Source organism: Dickeya sp. Secpp 1600 (genome assembly GCF_003049805.1).
Taxonomy (GTDB): domain Bacteria; phylum Pseudomonadota; class Gammaproteobacteria; order Enterobacterales; family Enterobacteriaceae; genus Dickeya; species Dickeya fangzhongdai.
The window spans coordinates 134804-156845 of record NZ_CP023484.1; the positions used below are offsets into that span (position 1 = coordinate 134804).

The window sequence follows — 22042 nt, forward strand, 5'->3', positions numbered from 1 at the left end:
GCCTGCTTGCAGGTCGTACCGCTATTTTGGCGACGTGTTACTTCGGCAGGGTTTCCGCGTCGGTTTCGAATTGCCGCATCAGCGCCTGGCGATCGGTTTTGCCGTGCAGCGTCAGTGGAAACGGACCGGTGAACCGGATGATGCGCGGCACCATGTAAGCGGGCAGCCGCTGCGCCAGCTCGCGTCGCAGGCTGTCGCGCCGCTCGTTGGTGTCGGGCGACAGATGTACGAACAGCATCAGCTCCTTCACCCGGTTATCCTGTTTCTCGGCAATGACGGCGACTTGCTGTACGCCGGCCAGCTGGTTGGTCACGGTTTCAATTTCGCCGATTTCTATCCGGTTTCCCTGCCATTTGATCTGCCCGTCGTTGCGGCCTTTCACAAACAGGTTGCCTTGCGCGTCGAGGTAGCCGAGATCGCCGGTGTGATAGCAACGCTGGCTCTGCCGCAGGCTAAACAGACTATTGCGCGGGTCGGGTTCCGGCAGGTAGCCGGGGCTGATTTGCGACCCGAAAAGCACGATTTCGCCCGACGTTCCGGCGGGCAGCGGTTCGCCGCGTTCATCCACAATTATCGCGCCGTTGTCGCCGCAGGCCGGGCCGAGCGGCAGGGGCGGCACGGCAGGCAGATTGTCCGGCGTCATGCGCGCTGCATGCGTCATGCAGGCCGCTTCGGTCGGGCCATAGCAATGCAGCAGGGTTGCCTGTGGGAAACGCTGGTGAAGCGTCTGTACCAGAGACGGCAACAGCGCCTCTCCGCCGATGGCGATGCATTTCAGGTCGGGCAGGGTTTGCTGGCAGAACCAGGCATCCGAGCACATCAGGTCAAGAAAACCCGGTGTGGAAAACCAGCTGTCGATCCGCAGCGCTGGCTGCGTCAGTAACGACAGGTTTTTGCGCGGGCGAATATTGTTGATGTGGTCCAGCATCGCCAGCGTTTTGCCTGCCGCCAGCGTCAGGAAAATATCCATAATGCCCAGATCGAACGACAGGCAGGCGTGATTAACGTGTACGCCGCGGCCTGATTCGTGCAGCAGCGGCAGCGCCCAGCGCGCCAGCGCGCCGTAGTTGCCATAACTGATTTTCACCCCCTTCGGTTCGCCGGTGCTGCCGGAGGTGGTTAGGATATAAAAGAGTTGTTCTGATGTCGGTATAACCGCCGGGAGTAGCGGGCTACCGTCCGCCAGGCTGGTCGTGATGATGGTCGGCGCTGACAATAAGGGAAATGAGGTTCGCGGTTCGCACGCCAGCAGTACCAGATCTACCTGAACCATCGCAGCGATACGTTCGATACGGGCGGCCGGGTTGGCGATATCGGCAAAGGTGAAGGGAATGGCTTCAAACGCGCAGGCCAGCATGGCGGCGGCGGCGTCCAACTGCTTGTGGCCGTAAATCATCACGCAGCGCGGCGTGTGTCGGCGTAGCGCCTGACGAATGCCTTCCACCCGACGTCCCAGTTGCGCAAAGGTATAGCTGCCGCTGTCGTTGACGATAGCGAGATGCTGCGGGTTTTCCCGCATCTGTGTCTGAATCGGATTAAGAACTGACGAAAACATAGCGTTTGCCTTTGTCGAGCGCCTGCCGGGCGACGCGCTGGCGATCCAGCTTGCTGTTGTGATTGAGCGTGGCGTCATCCACCGGATACCAGAATTTGGGCACCATATAGAGCGGAAAATAGCGGCGCAGATAAGCCGCCAGCGCCGGGAAAATATCCGTCTGGCCGGACAGGATAAACGCCTGCAGTCCCTGGGGCGTGTCGTGCAACAGCCAGGGCGTGACGATCGCGTCCTGTACCTGCGGGTGTTCCCGCAGCGCGTTTTCGATGTCGCTGAGGACGATGCGGTAACCCTGAATTTTCAGTTCGCTGTCTTCCCGACCGTGAAAGTAGAGCAGGTTATTTCGCAGCGAACCGATGTCGCCGGTGCGGTAACTGCGGGTACCGTCGGGTTCGATGACGAAACGTGCCTGCTGGACGGGCGGCGCGTTCAGGTAGCCTTCGCCGACCGCCGGGCCGGCGATGACGATTTCCCCGCGTTCGCTGTTCGCCGGGGCGTTGATGCGCAGTTCGACGCCGGGGCGTACATAGCCCAGCGGCAGCGGCGCGTCGTCATCCAGCATGCCGGGGGTAATGTCGCAGGCGGTGACGGCGACCGTGCACTCCGTCGGGCCGTAGGTATTGACGATGCGACAACCGGGAAACGCCCGCCACAGGGCGCTGACGATCTCTTTCGTCAGCACCTCGCCGCAAAAGATAAAGGTATTCAGCCGCGGCAGGTTATCCTGACGAAACTCCCGGTCTCTCAGATAATTACGGGTCAGCGACGGGGTGCTGACCCAGGTTTGTACCCCGGCGTCGGCATGGCGGGCGATCATCTTGCGGGTATTGATGAAGTCGCGGTAATCCAGCACCGAAAGCGGCTGACGATAATGCCACGCCAGCCACAGCTCATATTGGGACACGTCGAAGCAGTAGCGAATGTTGCCGCTGATCGGGCCGGGAGCGGGAAACGCATCCGCCGCCCAGCGAACGAAATGCGCCAGATTGGCGTAGCTCACCCGGATGCCTTTAGGGGCGCCGGTGGTGCCGGAAGAAAACATGATGTAGGCAATGCCGCCAATCGCGTCCCGACCAAACGCCAGCCCCATCTGGCGGCAGTGCTCGGCCAGCCGGGCGGCGGGCATATCGCATACTGCCGTTGAAACCGCCAGCGCGGGAATGCCGATATCTGGCGCCGCCTGCCCGGTGGCGTTGAGCAACAGTTCGGCCTGAATGCTGCCGGCGATAAAGCGCAGGCGCTCGTCGGTGTTGTCGGTTTCCACCGGAACTACCGGATGACCGGCCAGCAGGCAGGCCCACCAGGCGATCAGGCAGGCTGGGTGTTTGTGGCCGTACAGCAGCACCGGCGCGCGCTGGCGATGCCCGCCGGCTTCATGCAACGCCTGCAACCGCTCCGCCAGCGCCAGTGCGCCCTGATAAAGCTGGTGATAGGTCAGGTCGCCTTCGGTGTGATGGCAGGCAGGAGTGTGTACGCCGTCAAAGCGGGCGAACACGGTAGTCAGGTACTGCCACGACGCGATCATGCACAAGGGACGCCGTGCTCCAACTGTGAGTGAATGAAACGGCCGAGCGAGTCGATGGTGCTGATCTGCTGGCTGTCCAGCGTCACCGGGTCGATGGACAAGCCTTCGATCATCTCTTCCAGATACATCATCAGTTCGATGAAGATGCCGCTTTCGAAGCCTAAATCCCGTTCCAGATCGGTGTGCGGATGCAGTTCCGACAGGTCGTCGGTTTCCAGCACTATGCCGATCGCCGTGACGATTTTCTGATAGTAAAAATCCGGGCTGTGGCCGGTTTGGGGCGCGTAATCCGTATTGAATGACATCGGCGTTACTCCATCAGGCCGGGTTGCGGGCAAACCTGAGCCGTTGCGTCCGCCGTCAGTTGTTCCTGCAGCAGCGAACGGTTGATTTTGCCGTTATGGTTTAGGGGCAACTGCGACATCAGCCGGAAGCGGCGCGGCACCATGTGCGACTCCATCTGGGTTTTGCTCCAGCGCGACAGCGCCTTTTCATTGAGGTCGCCGCGGGTCACCACGCAGGCGATGATTTCGTCGCCGTAAATCGGGTGCGGCACGCCGAGCACCACCGCCTGTACCACCTGCGGATGGCGGTTGAGCACCGCTTCCACCTCTTTCGGCGACACTTTTTCGCCGCAGCTTTTCAGCATTTCGTCCCGGCGGCCGACAAAATAGAGCAGCCCCTGCTCATCCAGCCGGCAGATATCGCCGGTGTACAGCACCCGCTCGCCCGGCAGCAGGCCGGGGCGCAGCTTTTCGGCGCTCTTCTCTTCATTGCGCCAGTAGCCGCACATGACGGTCGCGCCGCGGATCACCAGTTCGCCGGTGGCGTTGCGGGTATGGCGCTGGCCGTTGTCGTCCACCACCCATAGTTCGGTGTTGGGAATAGCGATGCCGACGCTCTGCGGATGGGTGGCGAGGTATTCCGGCGGCAGGTAGGTGCAGCGGTGGCACTCGGTCAGCCCGTACATCGAGTAGATGCGCGCCTGCGGAAAGATGGTATGCAACTGATCGATATCACCGGCATGCAGCGCGGCGGCGGTGTTGGTCACGGTGCGGATGGAACCGAAGTTATAGCGGGACGCCAGCGGCGCGATCAGCCGCAGCATGGTCGGCACGATCGGCAATACGGTGGCGCGCAGGGTGACCATGCGCTGCAACGACAGCAGCGGACGCCGGAAATCCGGCTCCACGATCAGCGTACACTGCGCCAGCGCCGACATGATCACCTGATACAGGCCGTAATCGAAGCTCATCGGGATCATCGACATGATGCGGTCGTCACCGCGCAGTTGCAGGTAGCTGGCCACCGAGCCGGCGGCGGTAATCATATTGCGCCGGCTAAGCATCACCCCTTTAGGATGGCCGGTAGAGCCGGATGTGTAGATGATGCAGGCCAGATCGAGATCGATGCCCGCCACCTGCCGGTCGCGTTCAACGGAGATGCGGTACGGTTCTTCCGCCAGCACAGCCGCTATATCGTTGCTGAAGCAGACGCGGGTGTGGCGATTGTATTGCTGCCAATGCTCGCTGGCCTGAGCGATGCCGATTTCCTCTTTCAGGGCGCGATCGGCAATCAGCAACCGGCAACCGGCGTTGTCCACCAGCCAGCTCAGTTTGCCGGCTTTGGTGTCCGGATTCAGCGGAATAAAGATCGCCCCCAGATACTGCAACGCCCAGAAATAGAGTACGAACGTCAGTGAATTCGGCATGCAGACGATCACCCGGTCGCCTTTTTCCACTCCGTTTTCACGCAGGTGGTCCGCCAATTGCCGGGCCTGCAGGCGCAGCATAAACCAGCTGACCTCGCGGTCGGTGTCGATGACCGCGGTTTTGTTGGCGGCTTCTTTGGCTGCCCGGTCAAGCCAGGTGGTCAGGTGGGTAATATTGGTCATGGAGCATCCTTATCAGGTACGGGAAGGGCGGGTGAACGGCCCGTCGTGGCAAGGTTGGTAGCGCAACACACTGGCGGTAAGGTGACGCGATTCCGGCACCGCCAGCAGATAACGCCGGCCCGGCTGCGCATGGTGTTTCAGGTAGACGAACGGAGCAGCGCACAGTAACGATTCCGCCACGGCCGCAGTCTGGTGTTCGGGGAATGCGCCCTGCAACGCCGCCGCCAGCGATGGGTTGCCCAGCAGCGTCAGCATGTCTGCCGCGGGCAGGCGCGAAAGCAATTGCCGCATGGTGTCGATCGGGTCGCCGTTTTCGGCGTAAGGCTGGCGATAATACCCTTCAAATATCAGCCCGCTGGCCTGATGGGGCGGACGTTTTTCTATCCGTATCAGACAACAGTTCTTTTGGGGACGCAACTGCGCCAGCCGCTCGCTGGGATAAGGCGCCAGATCCTGATCGGCGATCATCAGCAACGCCTCGCGCCGGTTTTCATCACTGGTCAGATAGTCGTCGATGGCGCTTAGCGCGAACAACGGCGCCGCCAGCCCGCGATCCGACACCGACAGCCCGAACGCCTGCCGGGCGTCGCAGGCGTGGATCAACGCGTTGGATACCGCGCAGCCGAGATCGCTGTCCGGCGTCCAGTGGGCGAACATCACCAGATCAAGCCGTTGCAGCGCATGACGCGCCTGCAACTCGGGCAGCAGCGCCTGCATCATCGCGGTAAAAGTATGACGGCTGTTGAGCCAACGGGTCAGCAGGGCGTCGTCCGGCTCCTGCGGTTCGTCGTGGGAACGGAAAAAAGCACGCAGATAATCCGCCATCAATGCCTGACTGGGATGCGGGGCCAGTAACGCGGCCTCGTTCTCGGGCGCAAAAGCGCGCCATACCAGGTCATCCGGCTGGATACACAACGTCATGGCGTATCCCCGCGCCAGATCTCGACCGGCTGTTGCCGGGCCAGCAACTGCTCGGTGGTTTCCGGCTGGCGAATCAGGGTCAGGCGGCGACCGTCCACCATCACTTCCGCCGGGTAACCGAAGCTAAGGAACGAGCCCGGCGACGCGGTCAGCCCGTAAGCGCCGGAGTGGGTGATGCCGATCAGATCGTCGACCGCCAGCGTCGGCAGCAGCACATTGTCGCCCAGCAGATCGGTGGGCGTGCAAAGCGGCCCGCTGACCTGATACGGCTGCAACGGCCGCTCCAGATTATCGCCCAGCCGCAACAACGGAAAGTTTTTGCGCAGCATGCTGTTCAGGCCGGCCGCCGCACTGTGGCAATTAGCGCCGCCATCGCAGATAGCGAACGTTTTCCCGCCGGCGGTTTTCAGGGTGTTGACCCGGGTGACGAACAGGCCGGCTTCCGCTACCAGATAACGCCCCAGTTCGATGATGATCTGCGTGGCGGCGGCCTGGCGGCGGAAGTCCGCCACGATTGACGCGATGGCCTCGGTTAACGCCGGCAGATCCAACGGCGTTTCCTTCGCAAAATAGGGGACGCCGAAACCGCCGCCGACATCGACAAAATCCAGCGTTAACTGGTGCGTATCGCGCAGATTTAGCGCCAGTTGCAGGATATTTCGAGTGTTGTCGGCGATAGACTGGGCGTTGAGGATCCGGGTGCCCAGATAAACATGAAAACCGCGCAGAGAAACCGAGGGCCAACGGTGCAGGCTGGTCAGCACGGTATGCAGGGTATCCAGCGTCATGCCGAACTGGGTGGGTTTGCCGCTCATCACCAGCCGGGCGTGTTCGCTGCTGAAATCCGGATTGATGCGCAGCGCCACCGTCTGCACGGTATTGGCCTGCGCGGCCAGCCGGTTGAGGTTATCCAGCTCCGCTACCGATTCCACCACAATCGCCCGGATGCCGCAGTCAATAGCGAATTTCAGCGCGGGCAGGGATTTGCCCGGCCCGACATACAGGATGTGCTGCGGCGAGACGCCCGCCGCCAGCGCGGTTTTAAGCTCGGCAGGCGAGCAGACCTCACATCCCGCTCCTTGTTCCGCCAGCACGCTGACCACCGAAAGATTGGGATTGGCTTTCAGAGAATAGTAAATCGCGGTTCCGGTTGGCAGTTGCTGGCGGAGTTGCTGGAACTGGCCGCGCAACTGACGGGCGCTATAAACATAGAAAGGCGTACCGATGCGGTCGGCAATATCGGCGACAGGCACCTCTTCTATATAGCCGTTGGCGAACAGCGAGTCAGCCTCGGAACGGGCAACGGGATGGGCGGGGTCAGCCATGATGAAGCCGCTCGCGCAGGAAGCGCGTCAGACTGGTCAGATTCTGGAAGGCATCAAAAACGCGGTCGTTCGTCAGGTCGAACAGATCGCCGCTCAGGTTGTAGGCCGCTTCGCAGTGGTCGCTGAGTACGGCAATCAGGGTGACGATGTTGATGGAGTCCAGACGCCCTTCTTCGCCGAACAGGGGGGCTCCCTGAAAGATCTCGGCAATACGGCCTTTATCGACGCCAATCGCGGTGAGTTTGTCACGCAGGAGGGTATGCAAGGTGTCATCATCATGATGAGTCATTACCGGATAATCCATTCTACTCCCCTTATCTGTCTCTTTGACGGGAGTATAACCAGCGTTATTCAGGCGTTTTGTTTGAAATTGCACGCTCGCTGATATGAAGGGATTAATGTCGTCAGATCGGCGGTAAAATCGGCATAATTTATTCTGATAGCTACGTTATCGCGTTTTTTGTCCGAATGTTTCCATCATCGATATTCTGCGGGGAGCGCGTGCGGGATATAACAGGATGCGGTCGGCATTCCGTCACAGACAGGCTGAAGGGAGAGTTGGGCAATATCGGGATACAGAGCGAAAATAATAGAGAGGGAGAAAATGACCTTTCTCTCTCCTGCGAGCCTTGTGGGATAACAAGAGAGAGAAGGGCTAACAATATAGCATTATTGCCTGCCATACTCCGGATTACAGAGAGGTGACCGCCTGCATTCATCCCCGTCGCTGGCTCATGCCAGTTTCCGGTGATTCACTGGGTTGCCGCCTTTCTGCCGCCCGAATTATTTAGGGCATATACCCGTCATACTTCAAGTTGCAGGTGTGTTGGCTGCGTTACTCGGCCCATTTCATGGGCCTCGCCCCTTCGGGGCCGCTGCCAGCAGCGTTCAAATCGGCTTACGCCAATTTGTCGCTCACCCCAGTCACTTACTTATGTAAGCTCCTGGGGATTTACTCGGTTGCCGCCTTCCTGCAACTCGAATTATTTAGGGTAGAGAATTAATAAACTAACAGATATTTCCCTGGTGTGCGCCAATTTGGCTTTCCGATCTTTAAAACGGATCAGATGTTTTTATTTTGGTACTTGATGTTATTTTTTGAAAATTCTAAAGATTTTGTACCGGGAAAGATAGTTAGACTTAGGTATAGGTTGATACTATACTTTCGTGCCGTTATGGTCAGGCTGGGCTGTCGCACGCGATTTTGGGAGAGTTGGATGTCTATATCATTCTCTAACGTTGACTTCATCAATAGCACAATACAAACCTATCTTAACAGAAAGTTAAAAAGCTATGGCGACCCCAAGTACGCCTATTTGATCATGAACAAGAAGAAACCGACGGATGTTGTGATCATCTCCAACTATCCGACGGAATGGGTTGATATTTACAGAAATAACAATTATCAGCATATTGACCCGGTAATCCTGACCGCCATCAACAAGATTTCTCCTTTTTCCTGGGATGATGATCTGGTCATCAGTTCAAAGTTGAAATTTTCCAGAATATTCAATCTCTCCAAAGAATACGACATTGTTAATGGCTATACCTTTGTGTTGCACGACCCGGGCAACAATTTGGCCGCCTTGTCTTTTATGATTGAAGAGCATCGCAGCGAAGAACTGGAAGAAATTATTCAGAACAATAAAGATAAATTGCAAATGCTGTTGATTTCAGCTCATGAGAAACTCACCTCTCTTTACCGAGAGATGAGCAGAAACAGAAACAACAGCAAGTCGCAGGAAGCCGATCTTTTCTCACAAAGAGAAAACGAAATTCTCTACTGGGCAAGCATGGGGAAAACCTATCAGGAGATTGCGCTTATTCTTGGTATCACCACCAGTACAGTAAAATTTCATATCGGCAACGTTGTAAAAAAACTGGGTGTGCTGAATGCCAAGCATGCGATCAGGCTCGGCGTTGAAATGAATCTGATCAAGCCAGTGGGACCAGCAAAGGCAAGGTCTTAAGCTGCTCGGATTCGGCCGTTGTTATCTGTGTAATGCGTTCGATCAGCGCGTATCGGCTCTCATCGTCTGTGGGCAGGTGCAGCAGATAAATTTTCTCCTGCTTTTCCGACAACCCCTGCTGAATGATGGAAATGCGCCAGCCTGAACGTTTTAACAAGGTCAGCATCGGGTGGCTGACAATCGTGAGTATCCCGTCATAATGGCATTTTCTGGCGTAATTGATCATGGCAAGAAATAACGTCAGGCAAGCTGGGTTACGGGTGCCAATCAAATTTCTCACTCGGTCACGGTCGACGAAAAACCGGCTGGACTCAATGTAATTTCCTTCGGGGATGTTGAGACCGTCGAAATAAGAGAAAAACGTGCCAGTAATCATGTTGGGATATTTCATTTCTATAAATCTGACACTGCAAATGATTTTTCCTTCCTTGACGCCTAACAAGTAGGTCGTGTGTTCATTATCGTACTCGTCAAATTCCATCCCGTTAATACAGTTGACGGTCCAGTCCAGACGGTCCTTAAATGTCTCTTTGCGTAGTGTAAACACCTCGTCCAGCTTGTTATTTGACATTAAGCTAAAACTCACATCAAATATTTCTAACATATTTCCCCCTGTCATCACTTTTATGTCTTTTTACGCAAAAACTCACCTGGTGGGGATATATGTTAACGTTTTTACCGCTTGCTTTTCCAGCGTGATTATTTGCGTCCATTTAAGGAAAGTTTATTTTCATTAGTTGACATATTATTTCCTTTTCTATCCTCATTGTGGCATCTGCCAGCCGGACAATCTCCCTCCTTGTTGCCGTGATAAAGTCGCCTGGACTTAGCGGTGGTCCGATGTGGTTAACGGTCACGTGCCATCTGGTCGGTGTTTTTCAGGCATAGAGCGGCGATAAGATTAATTGGCGGGCAGGGCTGTCATCAATACCGATGCGAGTTCGGCCGTGGGAAATGATGTGCCGTAATCCCGGTTTTCCGGCCTGCTGTTTCCATCTGAATGGAAGGCGGCTTGGGGTATTTAGACGATCGGCGAGAGGACGATACAGAAAAAGTATCAATAGCGACGAGAAGTTGTGATTAATTAATGGAAATAATAGCGTGGTAATGATGTGGGTTCCGTCACTGCCATCTGATATGGCTGCACGGATGATAGCAAACTGAAAAAAAGGGACTGACATATGCAGAAAAACACAACGTTCAGACAGGCGTGGCTGGTTGCGCTGGCGCTGGCGGCCACAACGATAAGCCATGCGGCCGTTGCCGCGGAAAGTTCGGGTTCAGGGGCCGCTTCGTCATCGGCCGCGGCGATTGCAGTGGGGACGATTGATCAGGTTTCGTTTGGCGACAGCGCGTCGGAGAAAAGTCATAGCCTGGTAGAAAACAACAGCCAGACACTCTCCGGCGGGCTGGGCGAATCTGCCCGCAGATTACTGCCGCTCAGCCCGGCAGGCGTTTATGGCGGTAGTCTGACGGTTACCCTGCGGGTGGATCCGCTGCGCCGTAACTACGTTTCCGTCAAACTGTGGGGAGAGGATGACGGCAACTATGATACCGGCCGCCTTTATCTGTACATCGTCAAAGATGGTGTGGAATATCAGGTCGGCTACCGTCATGAGGGCGACTATATGCCACTCAGCGTGACCCACTGGAGTAAACCGTTGCCTGGGCGTTTCTTCTATTCGACCACCTTGCTGCCTTATGCGATGACCAAAGGCAGCAGCACCGTTACCCTGAAAATCGTTTCCACCGGCCGTCTCTATCCGTTCGGCAGCGGCGGTCCGGATGCCAGCAATCCGTATCAATATGCGATGAACGTGCCGAGTCGCGGAATTTACCGGGCTTATACCCATGTCGATCCGTTCCTCGACGTTTCGGGCGAAAGGCAGGGCAGTGCGCCGGCGGTCACCACCCGTCCTGCTCCGGGCGATGAGATTCTGGGCGCGAATGGCTCGTTCCGCGTCGCCATCAATAACCGAATCGCCAGCCTGCTTGGCAAGGCGCCGACAACGGCGAATCTCTCCGGCGGCGATTTGCGCTATCTTGCCCGCGCCTATTCCGTTGCGGAACTGAGCAGTTATCAGAACCCGGCGGTAGTGAGCCAGGTTGTCGCCGCGCTGGATGCTTACGCCGCGCAGTACTATGACGACAACAATACAGTGAAAAACTGGGGCGGGAGTTTTGGCTCGCAGGGACAGGCGATCTATTACCTGCGAGATCAGCTGACTGGCGATATTCTCAATGCCTCTGTCAGCTATGGCGCTGCCGGCAAGAAAACGCGCCGCGCCGCCTGGGCCGATATGCTGTTTGCCAGCCGTGAATACGGCCGATTGCAAAATCGTCTTAGATTGAGCAACCAGAACCTGATTGCCAATACCAGTATCTATTTCGCCAACAAAGGTATGTCGGTGTTGAAAGATTCGCGCGCTTTCCCGGAGGAAACCGCGCAGCGCTATATTAAGGAAGCCGTCGGACTCTTACCCTGGAGCGGCGATGATAAGGCGGACAGTAATGGTAATGGTCTGCCGGATGATGGCGGTTGGAAACCATTTGGCGGCAGCTATTATCAGGTCACCGATAAAGGCCAGACCCGTGAGTGGGGCTATGTTGGCGCAGGTTACGGCGAAGTGCAGTCATACCTTGCCGAATTCTACCGGGTTACCGGTAATGAGGATTTCCGCACGCAGATGGTGAAAATGACCAAAGCGCGTGCGCCGTTCCGCCGCCCGGCGATTGAAATCAGCAATGGCGCCAACTACCGTTCGATGGAAGCGATTGGCCTGCTGGCCTGGCGCGGTGCGCATGAAAGCGACGGCAACTTCGCCGGCTACATCGCTTATGCCGACGCGGTGAATACCAATGAACGCGCCAAAGCGTTACGTGTCGCCGCCGCCAGCAAGGACGCGGCGCTTATTGGTTACGCCAGACAAATGCTGGAAGACAATCAGTTCTTCGCCAACCTGGCCGGTTCGGAGTCCGCATTTGAGGCGTTGGACGTGTTCGCCGATTATCGGACAGTCAAAACGGCGAGCGACAACGGTGTGCGCCTGCCGATGACCGATGGACAGCCTGACTTTGCCTGGGTGGATGAAGAGAACGCCATCGCGGCGATCAAAAAAGGGGACGAACGCCTGTGGCTGAGCGCTTACTGGCAGGCCAAGGCGGGGACGGGCATCAACGGTCTGGCGCGTTTCCACTTCAGTACTTCCGGCTATGACCAATACGGCATACTGGAAACCACGCCGATCTTCCGATCCACCGCGGTGTATGCTCGCCCCAACCTGATCGATATGCCGGAGAAGACTCCTTACACGCCGCCTAATCCGCCGGGCAACGCCTATGCCGGAGAGCTGCTGCCGCTGGGGCCGGTGCCGGCCGATGCGTCCAGCGACGATCCGTTCCGGGGTAAGGCCGATTTTTACGCCTTACGCTTCGGCCGCTATCTGATGGGGATTAACGCCAGCGTCAGCAACAATTACGTGCTGAAAACGCCGGTTGGCTTCAACGCGGCGGAAGACCTGGTGTCACAGCGAACGCAATCGGGCGGTGTGACCGTGGGGCCGCGTGCCAGCGTGGTGCTGTATCTGGATGGAACCCGTGATGCCAAACCGGTACCCGGCACGCCGCTGTACCTGAAAGCGCAGCGCAGCAATGATGTAACCGGGCTATCCTGGACGGCGGCATCCGGCGCCGAGCGCTACAAAATACTGCGTGCCGCCAGTGAAAACGGTGATTACCAGACGGTCGCCACCGTTACCGCCAACGCCTACAGCGACAGCTCAAAAGCACCGACCGGCGGCTACTACTACCGGGTCGTCGCCGTGAACGGCAATGGCGAAAGTTACCCGTCCATGTGGAGCCATCCCTGATAGGACGGCGCCGGTTGCCTGACGGGGTTTGAACTCCTCGCCACACGTGTCTGGTCTGACGGCTGGCGCGTGTGGCGTTTTACTTTTTTCGCCGGCTCATCCTGCATGCTCATGCGTATCCCGCTGATTTCCTTCACTTCCCGGCGTATTTCATAAGCTGGATGATTTTGCTGGATGGTTTTCCTGCGCAGACTTCTTCGTGATACCGCGCAGAATGCGCCTGCCGACCCACCTAAAAAAGTTCGTGATAGTGAAAGTTGGTAATCCGTTGAATGCCTTGTTTTTTCATATTCATGACATAAGAGTGTGATATGGATCGCACTTTTTGTGAAGTGGGGTATAGTTACTATAGTGATAATTGACTTGTCATTTACGAGCATCATCAACAACGAAAACGTAAAAAAGGAAGCAATCATGAATATGAAAACTGTCTTTACCGCCATCGCACTGAGCACACTGTCTGTCGGCGCTTTTGCTGCAACGGAAATCCAGTACCCGCAGGGTCAGGAAATCGGCAGCATCTCCGCCAGTGCCAACACGCTTGATAGCCTGCAGGCTAAACTGGCCGCCAAAGCGGATGCCGCCGGTGCAAAAACGTTCCAGATCACGTCCGTTCAGGGTGACGACACGCTGCACGGCAACGCTGTTCTGTTCAAATAAAATCAATCAATGAGGCAGGGGAGCGTACCCCTCTCCCATCCCTGACATCATTGATAACCCTCCCTTTGTGTCTGTCTTGATACCTCTTTTAACCGGGCCTTGCGCCCGGTTTTTTTATGCCGTGTGCATGACTGACGGATACTATTCAATCCGGAATACCTGGGGATATTTATCGCTGGCGGCTTCGTGAAATATATCGTCCAGCCAGACAGGGATTTCCTCTTCCGTCGCATCGTCTGGTATAACAACGCCGTGAAGCGGAGAGTGCTTTCGTTCATTTAGATCGATGCGGAATACCTGCCACTGTTGTTGGTGTCGTTTTACGCCGATAATTCTGCCAAATACGTTATAAATCAGCACAAGCTTCTCCTGTGATATTATTGATTCAAAGAGCGATAAGTTCGTGTTGTACTGGTGATATTTTTAACAAGGAGAACCGGGTAATGAAAGGAATGGCGATTATTTTGTTTTCATGTGTCTCATTTTCATGTTTTGCGAGAAGTGATTATGACATGACGATGTGCCGCAATGGCGCGTTTCCCGGTTATCCCGGCCAATATTCTGTCGCCAGAATCAACGCGCCTAATGGCGATAAAGTGCATTTTTACGATGATGACAGTGACAAAGGATGCCCGGAGAATCAGGCGCTTTGCCAGCAGAAAGCCTATCTGATTAATGGTGACGGCGTGATAGTGGCGCAGGAAAAAAGCGGCTGGTCTTGTGTGTGGTATTTTGGCCGGAAGTCCGAGTTTGTCGGCTGGTTGCAATCGACTTATCTTGAAAAACAGGCTATCGAAACGGTTGGAGTCAATGCCTGGATCGGTTCGTGGAGTGATGGTTACAGTAAGATAAATATTACCCGCGGGAAAAATAGCACGCTTCATATAAAAGGTAATGCCACCTGGAATGGTGGGGTATCCGGTTATGGTGAATCGATTGTTCATATCGGTAGCATTTCTGCCTCGGCGACACCGAACGGTAATACGCTTCAATGGGGGGATACGCGTGAAGAGTTTGAATGTAGCGGTGTGATGCAGCTAATTAACGGTAATTTGATCGTTGAAGATAATGGCGAATGTGGTGGAGCAAATGTCAGCTTCAGCAGTATTTATCGTTTGAAAAAATAATGCGCTGACTAATATATCATTGCTTTATTCACTGGACTATACAAAGTCAGTTAATCCGACGGGAAATATTTGCTCGTGCTGCCAAAGGGAATACTATGACCGAACCGATGTGTTGGACCGCATTTTAGATTGGATATTATTCAATCAAATGAAATAAGGAGAGTGGTATGCCAGGAGCGGCTCGCTTAAATGATATTGGAAGCGGACATGAGTGCTTTCCAGATACTCCGATAATAGAAGGCAGTTCCGACGTATTGATTAATGGTCTGCCGGCGGCGCGGGTTGGCGATACGGTTCAGATGCACGGATGCCCTTGTCCCCAGGCGCCTCATGGCGTGCATGGTAGAAAAATATCGTCAGGATCCGCTACGGTATTGGTTAATGGGAAATCCGCCGCGCGGATTGGTGATGATATTGACTGCGGCGGTCTGATTGTTTCAGGCAGCGGCAATGTGATTATTGGTGATACGCCCTATCAATCTCCGGTACAACATTGTGTGGAAGCGGCGGTAAAAAGACGCGATCCGTTGATCTCTTTTTCGGATATCATGAAAAATATAACCCCTCCACCCCGATGGAGTCGATAGTTGATTAAATAAAATCCCTGATACAGGTGGTATCAGGGACTATCATATTGTCATCTATATAGAAAATAGTGACATTTAATCGTAGACAGGCTTGAGTCGATGGATAATATCAGGTTACTTCTCATCTAATGAGAAATCATCAGAGTTAATCCATGCTGTTAAGCTCTTACCTGATTTCATTTGATAGCTTATTTTATAAAATTCGCCGTTATCGCTCATATCTAGCAGCTTAAAATGATCGCCAGCAATCAGGTATGAATTTTTCCGGTCTGTCATTATTGGTGAGTTTAACAATACGGTTTTCTCTACCGATACGGTGCCAAAAATTGGCGCTCTTTCCGTATAGATACTTTCATCTTTTAGGAGTGCCGTTTCGGTAGCTACACCTTCTTTAAAATAGGTGCGTTTAACTATGCCGCAGCCTACGCATGCATCACGAAACATCAGCGTCCATTTTTCATCTGAGACCTGATAAATGTCTTCATTCCATTTTCCTTCATCCTTCCATGAGCTAATCACATTGTTTTTATTGATAGAGTAATTACATATTGGATTCTTTTCTGGAAGAACAGGTTTTTCCTTTATTCCGGTTGCTGTTATCTGAAAGAGAGTAGAACATTTGTTAATGTCGTTTCCCGTCGTTATCATTAGGTATTTTTTTCCTAATATGATATCTGATTTTATTTTTTCATAGCCATCTTTTGCTATTTTTTTTATAGAGTCAGGGACCGGGAAACCCTCACAATAGCTATTATCGCATAGCTCATTTTCTGCAAGTGTTGAATTTGAAAAAAATAGTAAAAAACTTAATGCGAAAATGTTGAGATAATATTTCATTTACACTAACTCCCATTTTTTCTTAATCTTCTCGAAATGGCTTATTCTTTCATCAAGACCATTGTAACCACCATTAACAGCGAGTGTTATTAGTCTTACATTATCTTTTTCATTGTCTATAAGGACATTTATATCACCCATCGCAGCATATTTGACGTGGATGCCACCATTGTGTCGCCAAAACCAGCATGATGCCCTAATTGCATTTTCCATGTCTGATGCTATTGATTCAGGATTGGAAATAAAATCAATCCCTGAGTATTCTGAAAAAAGGCGATAGTTTTTCTTCCAGGTTAATTGTATTAGTCCTCTTCCTTTATATTTTGGACCATCTCCGATAGTTATATTCTCATATTTTACAGCATCTTTGTGCCTGTCAGGATCGTAATTTCTGCCAGAACCAAACTCTAGTGTTGTGTCAAGATGCGATGACTCATGAAGACATTGTGATAAAAAATGAGCTTTGTAATATGGTTTGTTAATTCCATACTCGCTCATGATAGCATTAAGAGACTTAACGAAAGCTTGCTTGTCATAATGATATACGTTTGAATATTTCATCTTAAAGTTTGCTTCAAAGATTTTATTTCCACTTTTTCCTGTAAACCAAGGTCTGGTGTGACCTAATAGAAATTCAATCAGCTCAACTGTTATTTCGTAATCAGATGATTTATTTAAGTAGTATGGAAATAATAAAGGATGAAAATGCCAAACAGGTTTGCCCGATTTAAACTCGGGAACCTCACTCATCCACGCCATATCATCCCGCCACTTTTTCAGATACGGCATCATCTCAGGGTAACTGTCGTTGTTAAGGAAAGATTGCCAGTGTTTATGTTTGCTGTCGCCAAACCATTCGCTATCATGTTTGACTATCAGCCGACGCACCAGGTCTGGTACGTTATTTTCTCCGGAATGTAAATTTTCGAAGATACGTTTTTCAAACGCAGCCAGTTCGTACTGTGATAAATTCCCGTCATTGTTCTGGTCTATGACTTTCACCAGCTTCTTATACGTCTCGGATCCCTGTTGGCCTTCGAACTCGGTATCTCCCCGCAGGGATTTTGATACCCAGTCAAAAATGCCTTTGAGAAAATTCTCTTTTAGCAGAGAACCGAAATCCTCCGTCGAGGCTTCTTCCAGCGTAATAAAGCCTAGTTCAGATAAATCATGTTGGCTCAACACGTCCACATCCTGGCCTTTCACCCAGTTATCCGGCGCAATTTGAAACCACGTTGTTCCCTGAGCATCTATCGGGCTGGCTTTATCACGAGGCAGAATTCTTCCGTCATCCGTACCTTTGGTCACCGTATTTGTTGGCGTAAATGTTGTTTCGTCACCTTCACCGGATTTCTGATATAACGGCTTTCCTGCTTTTATCTTCACAAAGGCTCGGCCGGTTTTAATCTGTTTGGGATTAGAGAGAAAACCGGGCATATTGGTATCGACACTGATGACTTCAATGTGCGAATAAAAGTCTATATCCACACCACCAGAACCGGATTTGGCGGGGGAGTTATCTTCTGCTAAAAAGCCGATCGCGTCTCCGGCGTTGATCGTCAGTTTCTCTCCGGGGATGACCACCGCATTATATTCCCCATGCTCAACAGCTTTAGTCATCCATTCCGGCATACGGTGATAGCGAGGGGTAACCGGCTCGACAAATCGATCCTCCAGGGAAACCCAGAATTTTTTTTCACTCACACTCCCATCTTTCAGGAGTTGGGCCAACCCGAAAACACCGTTAGTAGTTTCGTGCCCTATTTTGAATGTTTCCTGTTTTGAAACCACCAGTAAATCATTTTCTTTGAGTGTGATATTTCCCGCTTTCGGCAATTTTTGCCCGCTGATTTCCCGGCCGTTGTATTCGCTTGTCGATAAGTTATTTATATTGGGTTTGACACGATAACAATTCATCAGCGTTGGGTAAGCAGAAACTGGGGCGAGGTGCATATACAGCGTGTAAAACGTCAGCCAGGTGCTTTGGTCGTCCGGATTCGGTTGATGTTCCGAGCGCACCAGCAGAAACGTGCTGGAATAGCGCAGCTGATATTTGTCATACGGCGCGGTGCAGTAGTTTTTATTGATGCGCCATGCCGCCACTTCCCCGCTGGCGATACACTGAAGTGGAACCGCTCTGTCGGCGTTCGTTGAGGTCAGCACTGATTCCGGGGCGCTACGACGGCTGATATGGATGCCGCCATGCCACTGTCGGTTACTACTCGCCAGCCACCAGCCGTCCGGTTCATTCCGCAAGACGTTCAGTAACGTATCCAGACTGTCGTAATCCTTGCCATCCGCTTTCCGTATCGGATAACGCGTGTCCATCCTGTTCTCCCTTGCACCGTCAGTGCGATCGGCCTGATCGTAAACGGTTTCTTCCTGAATGCAGACGGTAACATACGCTTTATCCGCACATCATGCCAGATGATTGCGGTATGGGCTGGGGCTCCTGAATGGTTGACGGTAGGCACCTTTTCTGCCGTGGGGTTGGTGGATTCCTGGTCGGTATGGGTAGATGTGATGGCAGCAAAAACGCCCTGAAAACAGGGCGTTGTAATAGTCGGTAGCGCAGTACAGAAATCACTCGATATTCTGAATCTGCTCCCGCATCTGCTCAATCAGCACTTTCAGTTCGATGGCGGAGGCGGTGACGTCGGCGTTGATGGATTTGGAACCCAGCGTGTTCGATTCGCGGTTGAATTCCTGCATCATAAAGTCCAGACGGCGGCCGACGGCTTCCTGCTTGTTGAGGATTTTGTAGGTTTCCCGCACGTGGGCTTCCAGCCGGTCGAGTTCTTCGGCTACGTCGATGCGCTGCGCCAGCAGCACCAGCTCCTGCTCCAGCCGGTTGCCGTCGAGTTGCACCTGCGCTTCATCCAGCTTGCTTTGCAGTTTTTCCCGCTGCCATTGCAGAATGTTCGGCATGTGGGCGCGAACCTTGGCGACTTCGGCGCTGACGCCCACCAGCCGCTGTTCAATCAGCGCCTTGAGCGCGTTGCCTTCGCTTTCGCGGGCGAGGATGAAGTCGTCCAGCGCGGCTTCCAGCGCCTGCATCAGTTCGGCGCTGATGGCGTCCAGATCCTGCTCCTGCGCCGACATCACCCCCGGCCAGCGCAGGATGTCGAGCGGGTTGACCTCGCCTTCGTCGCTCTGCATTTTTACCCAGTTCGCCGCCGTCACCAGCTGTTTGGCCAGTTGCTCGTTGAGGATGAGTTGCCCTTGTGCGCGCGGGTCCAGCTCAAAACGCAAGCCGCACTCGATTTTGCCGCGGGTCAGGCGGTTGCGGATGCGTTCGCGGATTACCGGCTCTAAGCTGCGGAACTGCTCGGGTAAACGGATGTAGGTTTCCAGATAACGCTGGTTTACGGAGCGAAGCTCCCAGGCGGCGCTACCCCAGTCACCCTTGATTTCTCGCCGGGCGTAAGCGGTCATGCTACGAATCATCGGTGCATACCTGTTAAGAAGTGATGGGGTAATTATAACGGGCGGTTTGCCAAAAGCGACAGCGGTAACGGACTGACAAATCACGGCTTCCGGCCAAACCACGCGATGGCCGAAAGCGTACGGCGGCGGTTATGCCGCTTCCAGCAGCGGCAGACACTGGCTGGCGAGTTCGCGGCACTTGCTTTTCAGCACCTGTTTGAGCTGCAAGATCTCGCGGGATTGCGGGATGTCGCGGCGGCTGATCAGCATCACCTCAAACGGCAGCGGCTGGCTGATGGGCACGATTTTGAGCTGATCGGCATAACGGCGCGCGGTGAACAGGTCGACGATGCCGGTGCCGCCGCCCGCCAGCACCATATCGGCGATCACCGAGTAGGTCTTGATGTACAGCGAAGCCGCCGGTTTGAGGCGACGATCGCGCAGCGCGCGGTGCACCACCTGGCCCAGCGGGTCCTGCTGCTGCATCATCAGCAGGTTGTTGTGGCACAGCCATTCCAGCGACACCGGCCCCTGTTGCGGGCTGTCTTTCGGCAGAATCGCCACCATCCGCGACTGGCACAGCGGCTCGGCCAGCAAATCCGGCGGCACCTGTTGGCCGAACACCAGCGCCAGGTCGAGCTGATGCTGCTGAATATTCTGACACAGGGTGCTGAAATGCTCGGTGACCAGCTCCATATTCACCAGTGGCGCCTGTTGCTGAAACTCCACCATCGCCGGGGCGACAATCATCTGGCCAAAGGCGTGCGCCGCACCGAGCCGCACCGCCTCGCGCTGGCCTTTGCGGATCTGTTCGGTCAGGCGGGAAATACTCTGTAATTGGCTGTAAAGCTGTTCGATTTCCGGCATCAGCCGTTGCCCTTCCACCGTAGGCACCAATCCCTGCGAACGGCGTTCGAACAGCGCGAAACCCAGTTGCTGTTCGGCGTGATTCAGCACCCGGCTGACGTTGGGCTGGGAAACGTTGAGTAACCGCGCCGCGCCGCTGATGGTGCCGGCCTGAACGATCGCCTGAAAGACTTCGATGTGGCGTAAACGCATAACCTGAGTCCTGTTGTGTGATGTGTGCCCGACCGGCCCGATGGAGCACGATCCAACACAGAAACAAGCAAGATTCACGCCATGTTATTGAAAAACGCGGCCGGATGGCGGCAGGCCGCGTCCGCCGGCTATTCGCCCCAGGTGGCTTCCAGCACCCGCAGCCAGTTGTCGTAACAGATTTTCTCCAACAGAGTGCGTGAGTAGCCGCGATCGGCCAGCGCCTGCACCAAAATGGGGAAACCCGCCACATCCTTCAGGTCGCCCGGGATGGTGGTGCCGTCCAGATCGGAACCGAAGCCGACGCCATTTTCGCCCAGTTTTTCCAGCAGATACTCCACATGACGCACGATCTCCTGCACCGTGGCGGACGGGTCTTTCTGGCCGTCGGCACGCAGGAAGGAGGTACCGAAATTGACGCCGACAAAGCCGTCGCGCTCGCGGATAGCCGCCAGCTGGCGGTCGGTGAGGTTGCGCGACTGGGCGCACAGCGCGTGGGCGTTGGAGTGGCTGGCTACCAGCGGCGCGTCGGAAACCGCCGCCGTCTGCCAGAAGCCTTTTTCATCCATGTGGGAGAGGTCCACCAGAATGCGTTTGGCGTTGCAGGCGCGCACCAGCCGCAGCCCGGCGTCGGTCAGGCCATCGCCGGTGTCGGGCGAGGAAGGGAAACGGAACGGCACGCCTTGTCCGAAGATATTCGGCCGGCTCCACAGCGGCCCCAGGCTGCGAAGCCCGGCGGCGTAGAGAATATCCAGCAGCTCCAGGTCGGCATCCAGCATCTCGGCGCCTTCGATGTGCATCACCGCCGCCACTACGCCGTCCGCCATGCAGCGACGGATATCGGCCGCACTGCGGCACACCCGCAGTTGCCCGGCGGATGCCGCTTCAAGGCGCAGCAGGGTGGCGAGCATCCAGAAGCTGACGTCGCGCGCCTGCGCCATGGACGGGGTGGTTAATAAAACGTTGCCATCTGGTATGGATGTTGCTTCACTCTGGTTCGAGGGAACGTAGGTGGCGAACAGGCCGCCGGCGAATCCGCCCTGCCGGATCCGGGGCAGGTCAATATGACCCTGCGACGGCCCGTTCAGAAAGGCATCGGTCGGATTATCGCGATGAAGTCGCCACAGGCGTGACAGCACGTCGTTGTGGCCATCGAAGACAGGGAGATTATGTACAAGCGGCTTGTCTGACATGGGCGAATCTGACATGGAAGAAAGTACCGATACTGGATTGAAAGAAAAATGATTTTCTGAAATGGAACCTGCTCTGCACCATGCTGGTGCGGTTCAT

18 protein-coding genes and 1 pseudogene are annotated in these 22042 nt (G+C 54.5%); 5 read left to right on the top strand and 14 right to left on the bottom strand.

From position 1 onward, the window contains the following. Positions 1-37 precede the first annotated feature (37 nt). Genes CPA59_RS00570 through CPA59_RS00600 form a run of 7 tightly spaced genes read right to left on the bottom strand, consistent with a single transcriptional unit; the run spans position 38 to position 7524 of the window. Entirely contained in the window at positions 38-1555 is a 1518-nt protein-coding gene (locus CPA59_RS00570; protein ID WP_107758503.1) for an AMP-binding protein, read from the bottom strand. After that, a complete protein-coding gene (locus CPA59_RS00575; RefSeq protein ID WP_107758504.1) occupies positions 1536-3080 on the bottom strand; it encodes an AMP-binding protein in 1545 nt (514 codons plus the stop codon). The genes CPA59_RS00570 and CPA59_RS00575 overlap by 20 nt, the downstream gene beginning before the upstream one ends. After that, on the bottom strand, positions 3077-3385 hold the full coding sequence (locus CPA59_RS00580; protein ID WP_100848661.1) for an acyl carrier protein: 309 nt from the start codon (positions 3383-3385) through the stop codon (positions 3077-3079). Before CPA59_RS00580 ends, CPA59_RS00575 begins: the two co-directional genes overlap by 4 nt. A 5-nt stretch (positions 3386-3390) precedes the next feature. Beyond that, positions 3391-4974 carry a class I adenylate-forming enzyme family protein gene (locus CPA59_RS00585; protein WP_107758505.1) on the bottom strand — a complete coding sequence of 528 codons (1584 nt, stop codon included), beginning with the start codon at positions 4972-4974 and terminating at the stop codon, positions 3391-3393. A 12-nt stretch (positions 4975-4986) separates the two neighbouring features. Beyond that, entirely contained in the window at positions 4987-5895 is a 909-nt protein-coding gene (locus CPA59_RS00590) for a hypothetical protein (RefSeq protein ID WP_107758506.1), read from the bottom strand. Next, complete coding sequence (gene lysA / locus CPA59_RS00595; RefSeq protein WP_038920594.1) at positions 5892-7220, bottom strand: diaminopimelate decarboxylase; 1329 nt, start codon at positions 7218-7220, stop codon at positions 5892-5894. Before lysA ends, CPA59_RS00590 begins: the two co-directional genes overlap by 4 nt. Then, positions 7213-7524, bottom strand: a complete 312-nt coding sequence (locus tag CPA59_RS00600; RefSeq protein ID WP_038920593.1) for a hypothetical protein — start codon at positions 7522-7524, stop codon at positions 7213-7215. The genes lysA and CPA59_RS00600 overlap by 8 nt, the downstream gene beginning before the upstream one ends. Before the next feature lie 913 nt (positions 7525-8437). Between CPA59_RS00600 and CPA59_RS00610 the strand changes: the two genes are divergently transcribed. After that, positions 8438-9190: a LuxR family transcriptional regulator gene (locus CPA59_RS00610; RefSeq protein ID WP_038921165.1), complete on the top strand. Its 753-nt coding sequence runs from the start codon at positions 8438-8440 to the stop codon at positions 9188-9190. Here the strand turns inward: CPA59_RS00610 and CPA59_RS00615 are convergent. Further along, positions 9156-9794: an acyl-homoserine-lactone synthase gene (locus CPA59_RS00615; RefSeq protein WP_038663597.1), complete on the bottom strand. Its 639-nt coding sequence runs from the start codon at positions 9792-9794 to the stop codon at positions 9156-9158. The two genes, CPA59_RS00610 and CPA59_RS00615, sit on opposite strands and share 35 nt — an antisense overlap. 577 nt (positions 9795-10371) lie before the next feature. On the opposite strand from CPA59_RS00615, the gene CPA59_RS00620 reads away from it, so the two are divergent. Further along, entirely contained in the window at positions 10372-13059 is a 2688-nt protein-coding gene (locus CPA59_RS00620) for a fibronectin type III domain-containing protein (protein WP_255412259.1), read from the top strand. A 414-nt stretch (positions 13060-13473) separates the two neighbouring features. Next, positions 13474-13719, top strand: coding sequence for a YdgH/BhsA/McbA-like domain containing protein (locus CPA59_RS00625; protein WP_049842698.1), 246 nt, complete (start codon positions 13474-13476; stop codon positions 13717-13719). 141 nt (positions 13720-13860) lie between these two features. Here CPA59_RS00625 and CPA59_RS00630 read toward each other — a convergent pair whose 3' ends face one another. Next, a complete protein-coding gene (locus tag CPA59_RS00630; protein ID WP_038920592.1) occupies positions 13861-14079 on the bottom strand; it encodes a hypothetical protein in 219 nt (72 codons plus the stop codon). A gap of 83 nt (positions 14080-14162) precedes the next feature. On the opposite strand from CPA59_RS00630, the gene CPA59_RS00635 reads away from it, so the two are divergent. Both CPA59_RS00635 and CPA59_RS00640 read left to right on the top strand, forming a co-directional pair. Then, positions 14163-14846, top strand: coding sequence for a hypothetical protein (locus CPA59_RS00635; protein WP_107758508.1), 684 nt, complete (start codon positions 14163-14165; stop codon positions 14844-14846). 167 nt (positions 14847-15013) lie between these two features. Next, positions 15014-15397 (top strand): annotated as a pseudogene (locus CPA59_RS00640) (type VI secretion system PAAR protein); the annotation flags it as partial. Between the two features lie 150 nt (positions 15398-15547). Here CPA59_RS00640 and CPA59_RS00645 read toward each other — a convergent pair. The 5 genes from CPA59_RS00645 to CPA59_RS00665 all read right to left on the bottom strand — a co-directional run bounded on the left by CPA59_RS00645 (position 15548) and on the right by CPA59_RS00665 (position 21960). After that, the gene (locus tag CPA59_RS00645; RefSeq protein ID WP_107758509.1) at positions 15548-16270 is read right to left on the bottom strand and encodes a hypothetical protein; all 723 of its coding nucleotides are present in this window, start codon (positions 16268-16270) and stop codon (positions 15548-15550) included. Continuing rightward, on the bottom strand, positions 16271-18598 hold the full coding sequence (locus CPA59_RS00650) for a glycoside hydrolase family 19 protein (protein WP_107758510.1): 2328 nt from the start codon (positions 18596-18598) through the stop codon (positions 16271-16273). Between the two features lie 255 nt (positions 18599-18853). Then, positions 18854-19717 (bottom strand): YicC/YloC family endoribonuclease, encoded by an 864-nt coding sequence (locus CPA59_RS00655; protein ID WP_038920587.1) that lies wholly within the window; start codon positions 19715-19717, stop codon positions 18854-18856. Between the two features lie 129 nt (positions 19718-19846). Further along, entirely contained in the window at positions 19847-20755 is a 909-nt protein-coding gene (locus CPA59_RS00660; protein WP_038920586.1) for a LysR family transcriptional regulator, read from the bottom strand. A 128-nt stretch (positions 20756-20883) separates the two neighbouring features. Then, complete coding sequence (locus tag CPA59_RS00665; protein WP_107758511.1) at positions 20884-21960, bottom strand: dipeptidase; 1077 nt, start codon at positions 21958-21960, stop codon at positions 20884-20886. Positions 21961-22042: the final 82 nt, after the last annotated feature.

Coding starts and splice junctions, on each gene's coding strand:
- CPA59_RS00615 (WP_038663597.1), bottom strand. CDS start 9,794: ATGTTAGAAATATTTGATGTGAGTTTTAGCTTAATGTCAAATAACAAG.
- CPA59_RS00600 (WP_038920593.1), bottom strand. CDS start 7,524: ATGGATTATCCGGTAATGACTCATCATGATGATGACACCTTGCATACC.
- CPA59_RS00660 (WP_038920586.1), bottom strand. CDS start 20,755: ATGCGTTTACGCCACATCGAAGTCTTTCAGGCGATCGTTCAGGCCGGC.
- CPA59_RS00645 (WP_107758509.1), bottom strand. CDS start 16,270: ATGAAATATTATCTCAACATTTTCGCATTAAGTTTTTTACTATTTTTT.
- CPA59_RS00620 (WP_255412259.1), top strand. CDS start 10,372: ATGCAGAAAAACACAACGTTCAGACAGGCGTGGCTGGTTGCGCTGGCG.
- CPA59_RS00570 (WP_107758503.1), bottom strand. CDS start 1,555: ATGTTTTCGTCAGTTCTTAATCCGATTCAGACACAGATGCGGGAAAAC.
- CPA59_RS00650 (WP_107758510.1), bottom strand. CDS start 18,598: ATGGACACGCGTTATCCGATACGGAAAGCGGATGGCAAGGATTACGAC.
- lysA (WP_038920594.1), bottom strand. CDS start 7,220: ATGGCTGACCCCGCCCATCCCGTTGCCCGTTCCGAGGCTGACTCGCTG.
- CPA59_RS00665 (WP_107758511.1), bottom strand. CDS start 21,960: ATGTCAGATTCGCCCATGTCAGACAAGCCGCTTGTACATAATCTCCCT.
- CPA59_RS00625 (WP_049842698.1), top strand. CDS start 13,474: ATGAATATGAAAACTGTCTTTACCGCCATCGCACTGAGCACACTGTCT.
- CPA59_RS00610 (WP_038921165.1), top strand. CDS start 8,438: ATGTCTATATCATTCTCTAACGTTGACTTCATCAATAGCACAATACAA.
- CPA59_RS00590 (WP_107758506.1), bottom strand. CDS start 5,895: ATGACGTTGTGTATCCAGCCGGATGACCTGGTATGGCGCGCTTTTGCG.
- CPA59_RS00655 (WP_038920587.1), bottom strand. CDS start 19,717: ATGATTCGTAGCATGACCGCTTACGCCCGGCGAGAAATCAAGGGTGAC.
- CPA59_RS00635 (WP_107758508.1), top strand. CDS start 14,163: ATGAAAGGAATGGCGATTATTTTGTTTTCATGTGTCTCATTTTCATGT.
- CPA59_RS00575 (WP_107758504.1), bottom strand. CDS start 3,080: ATGATCGCGTCGTGGCAGTACCTGACTACCGTGTTCGCCCGCTTTGAC.
- CPA59_RS00580 (WP_100848661.1), bottom strand. CDS start 3,385: ATGTCATTCAATACGGATTACGCGCCCCAAACCGGCCACAGCCCGGAT.
- CPA59_RS00585 (WP_107758505.1), bottom strand. CDS start 4,974: ATGACCAATATTACCCACCTGACCACCTGGCTTGACCGGGCAGCCAAA.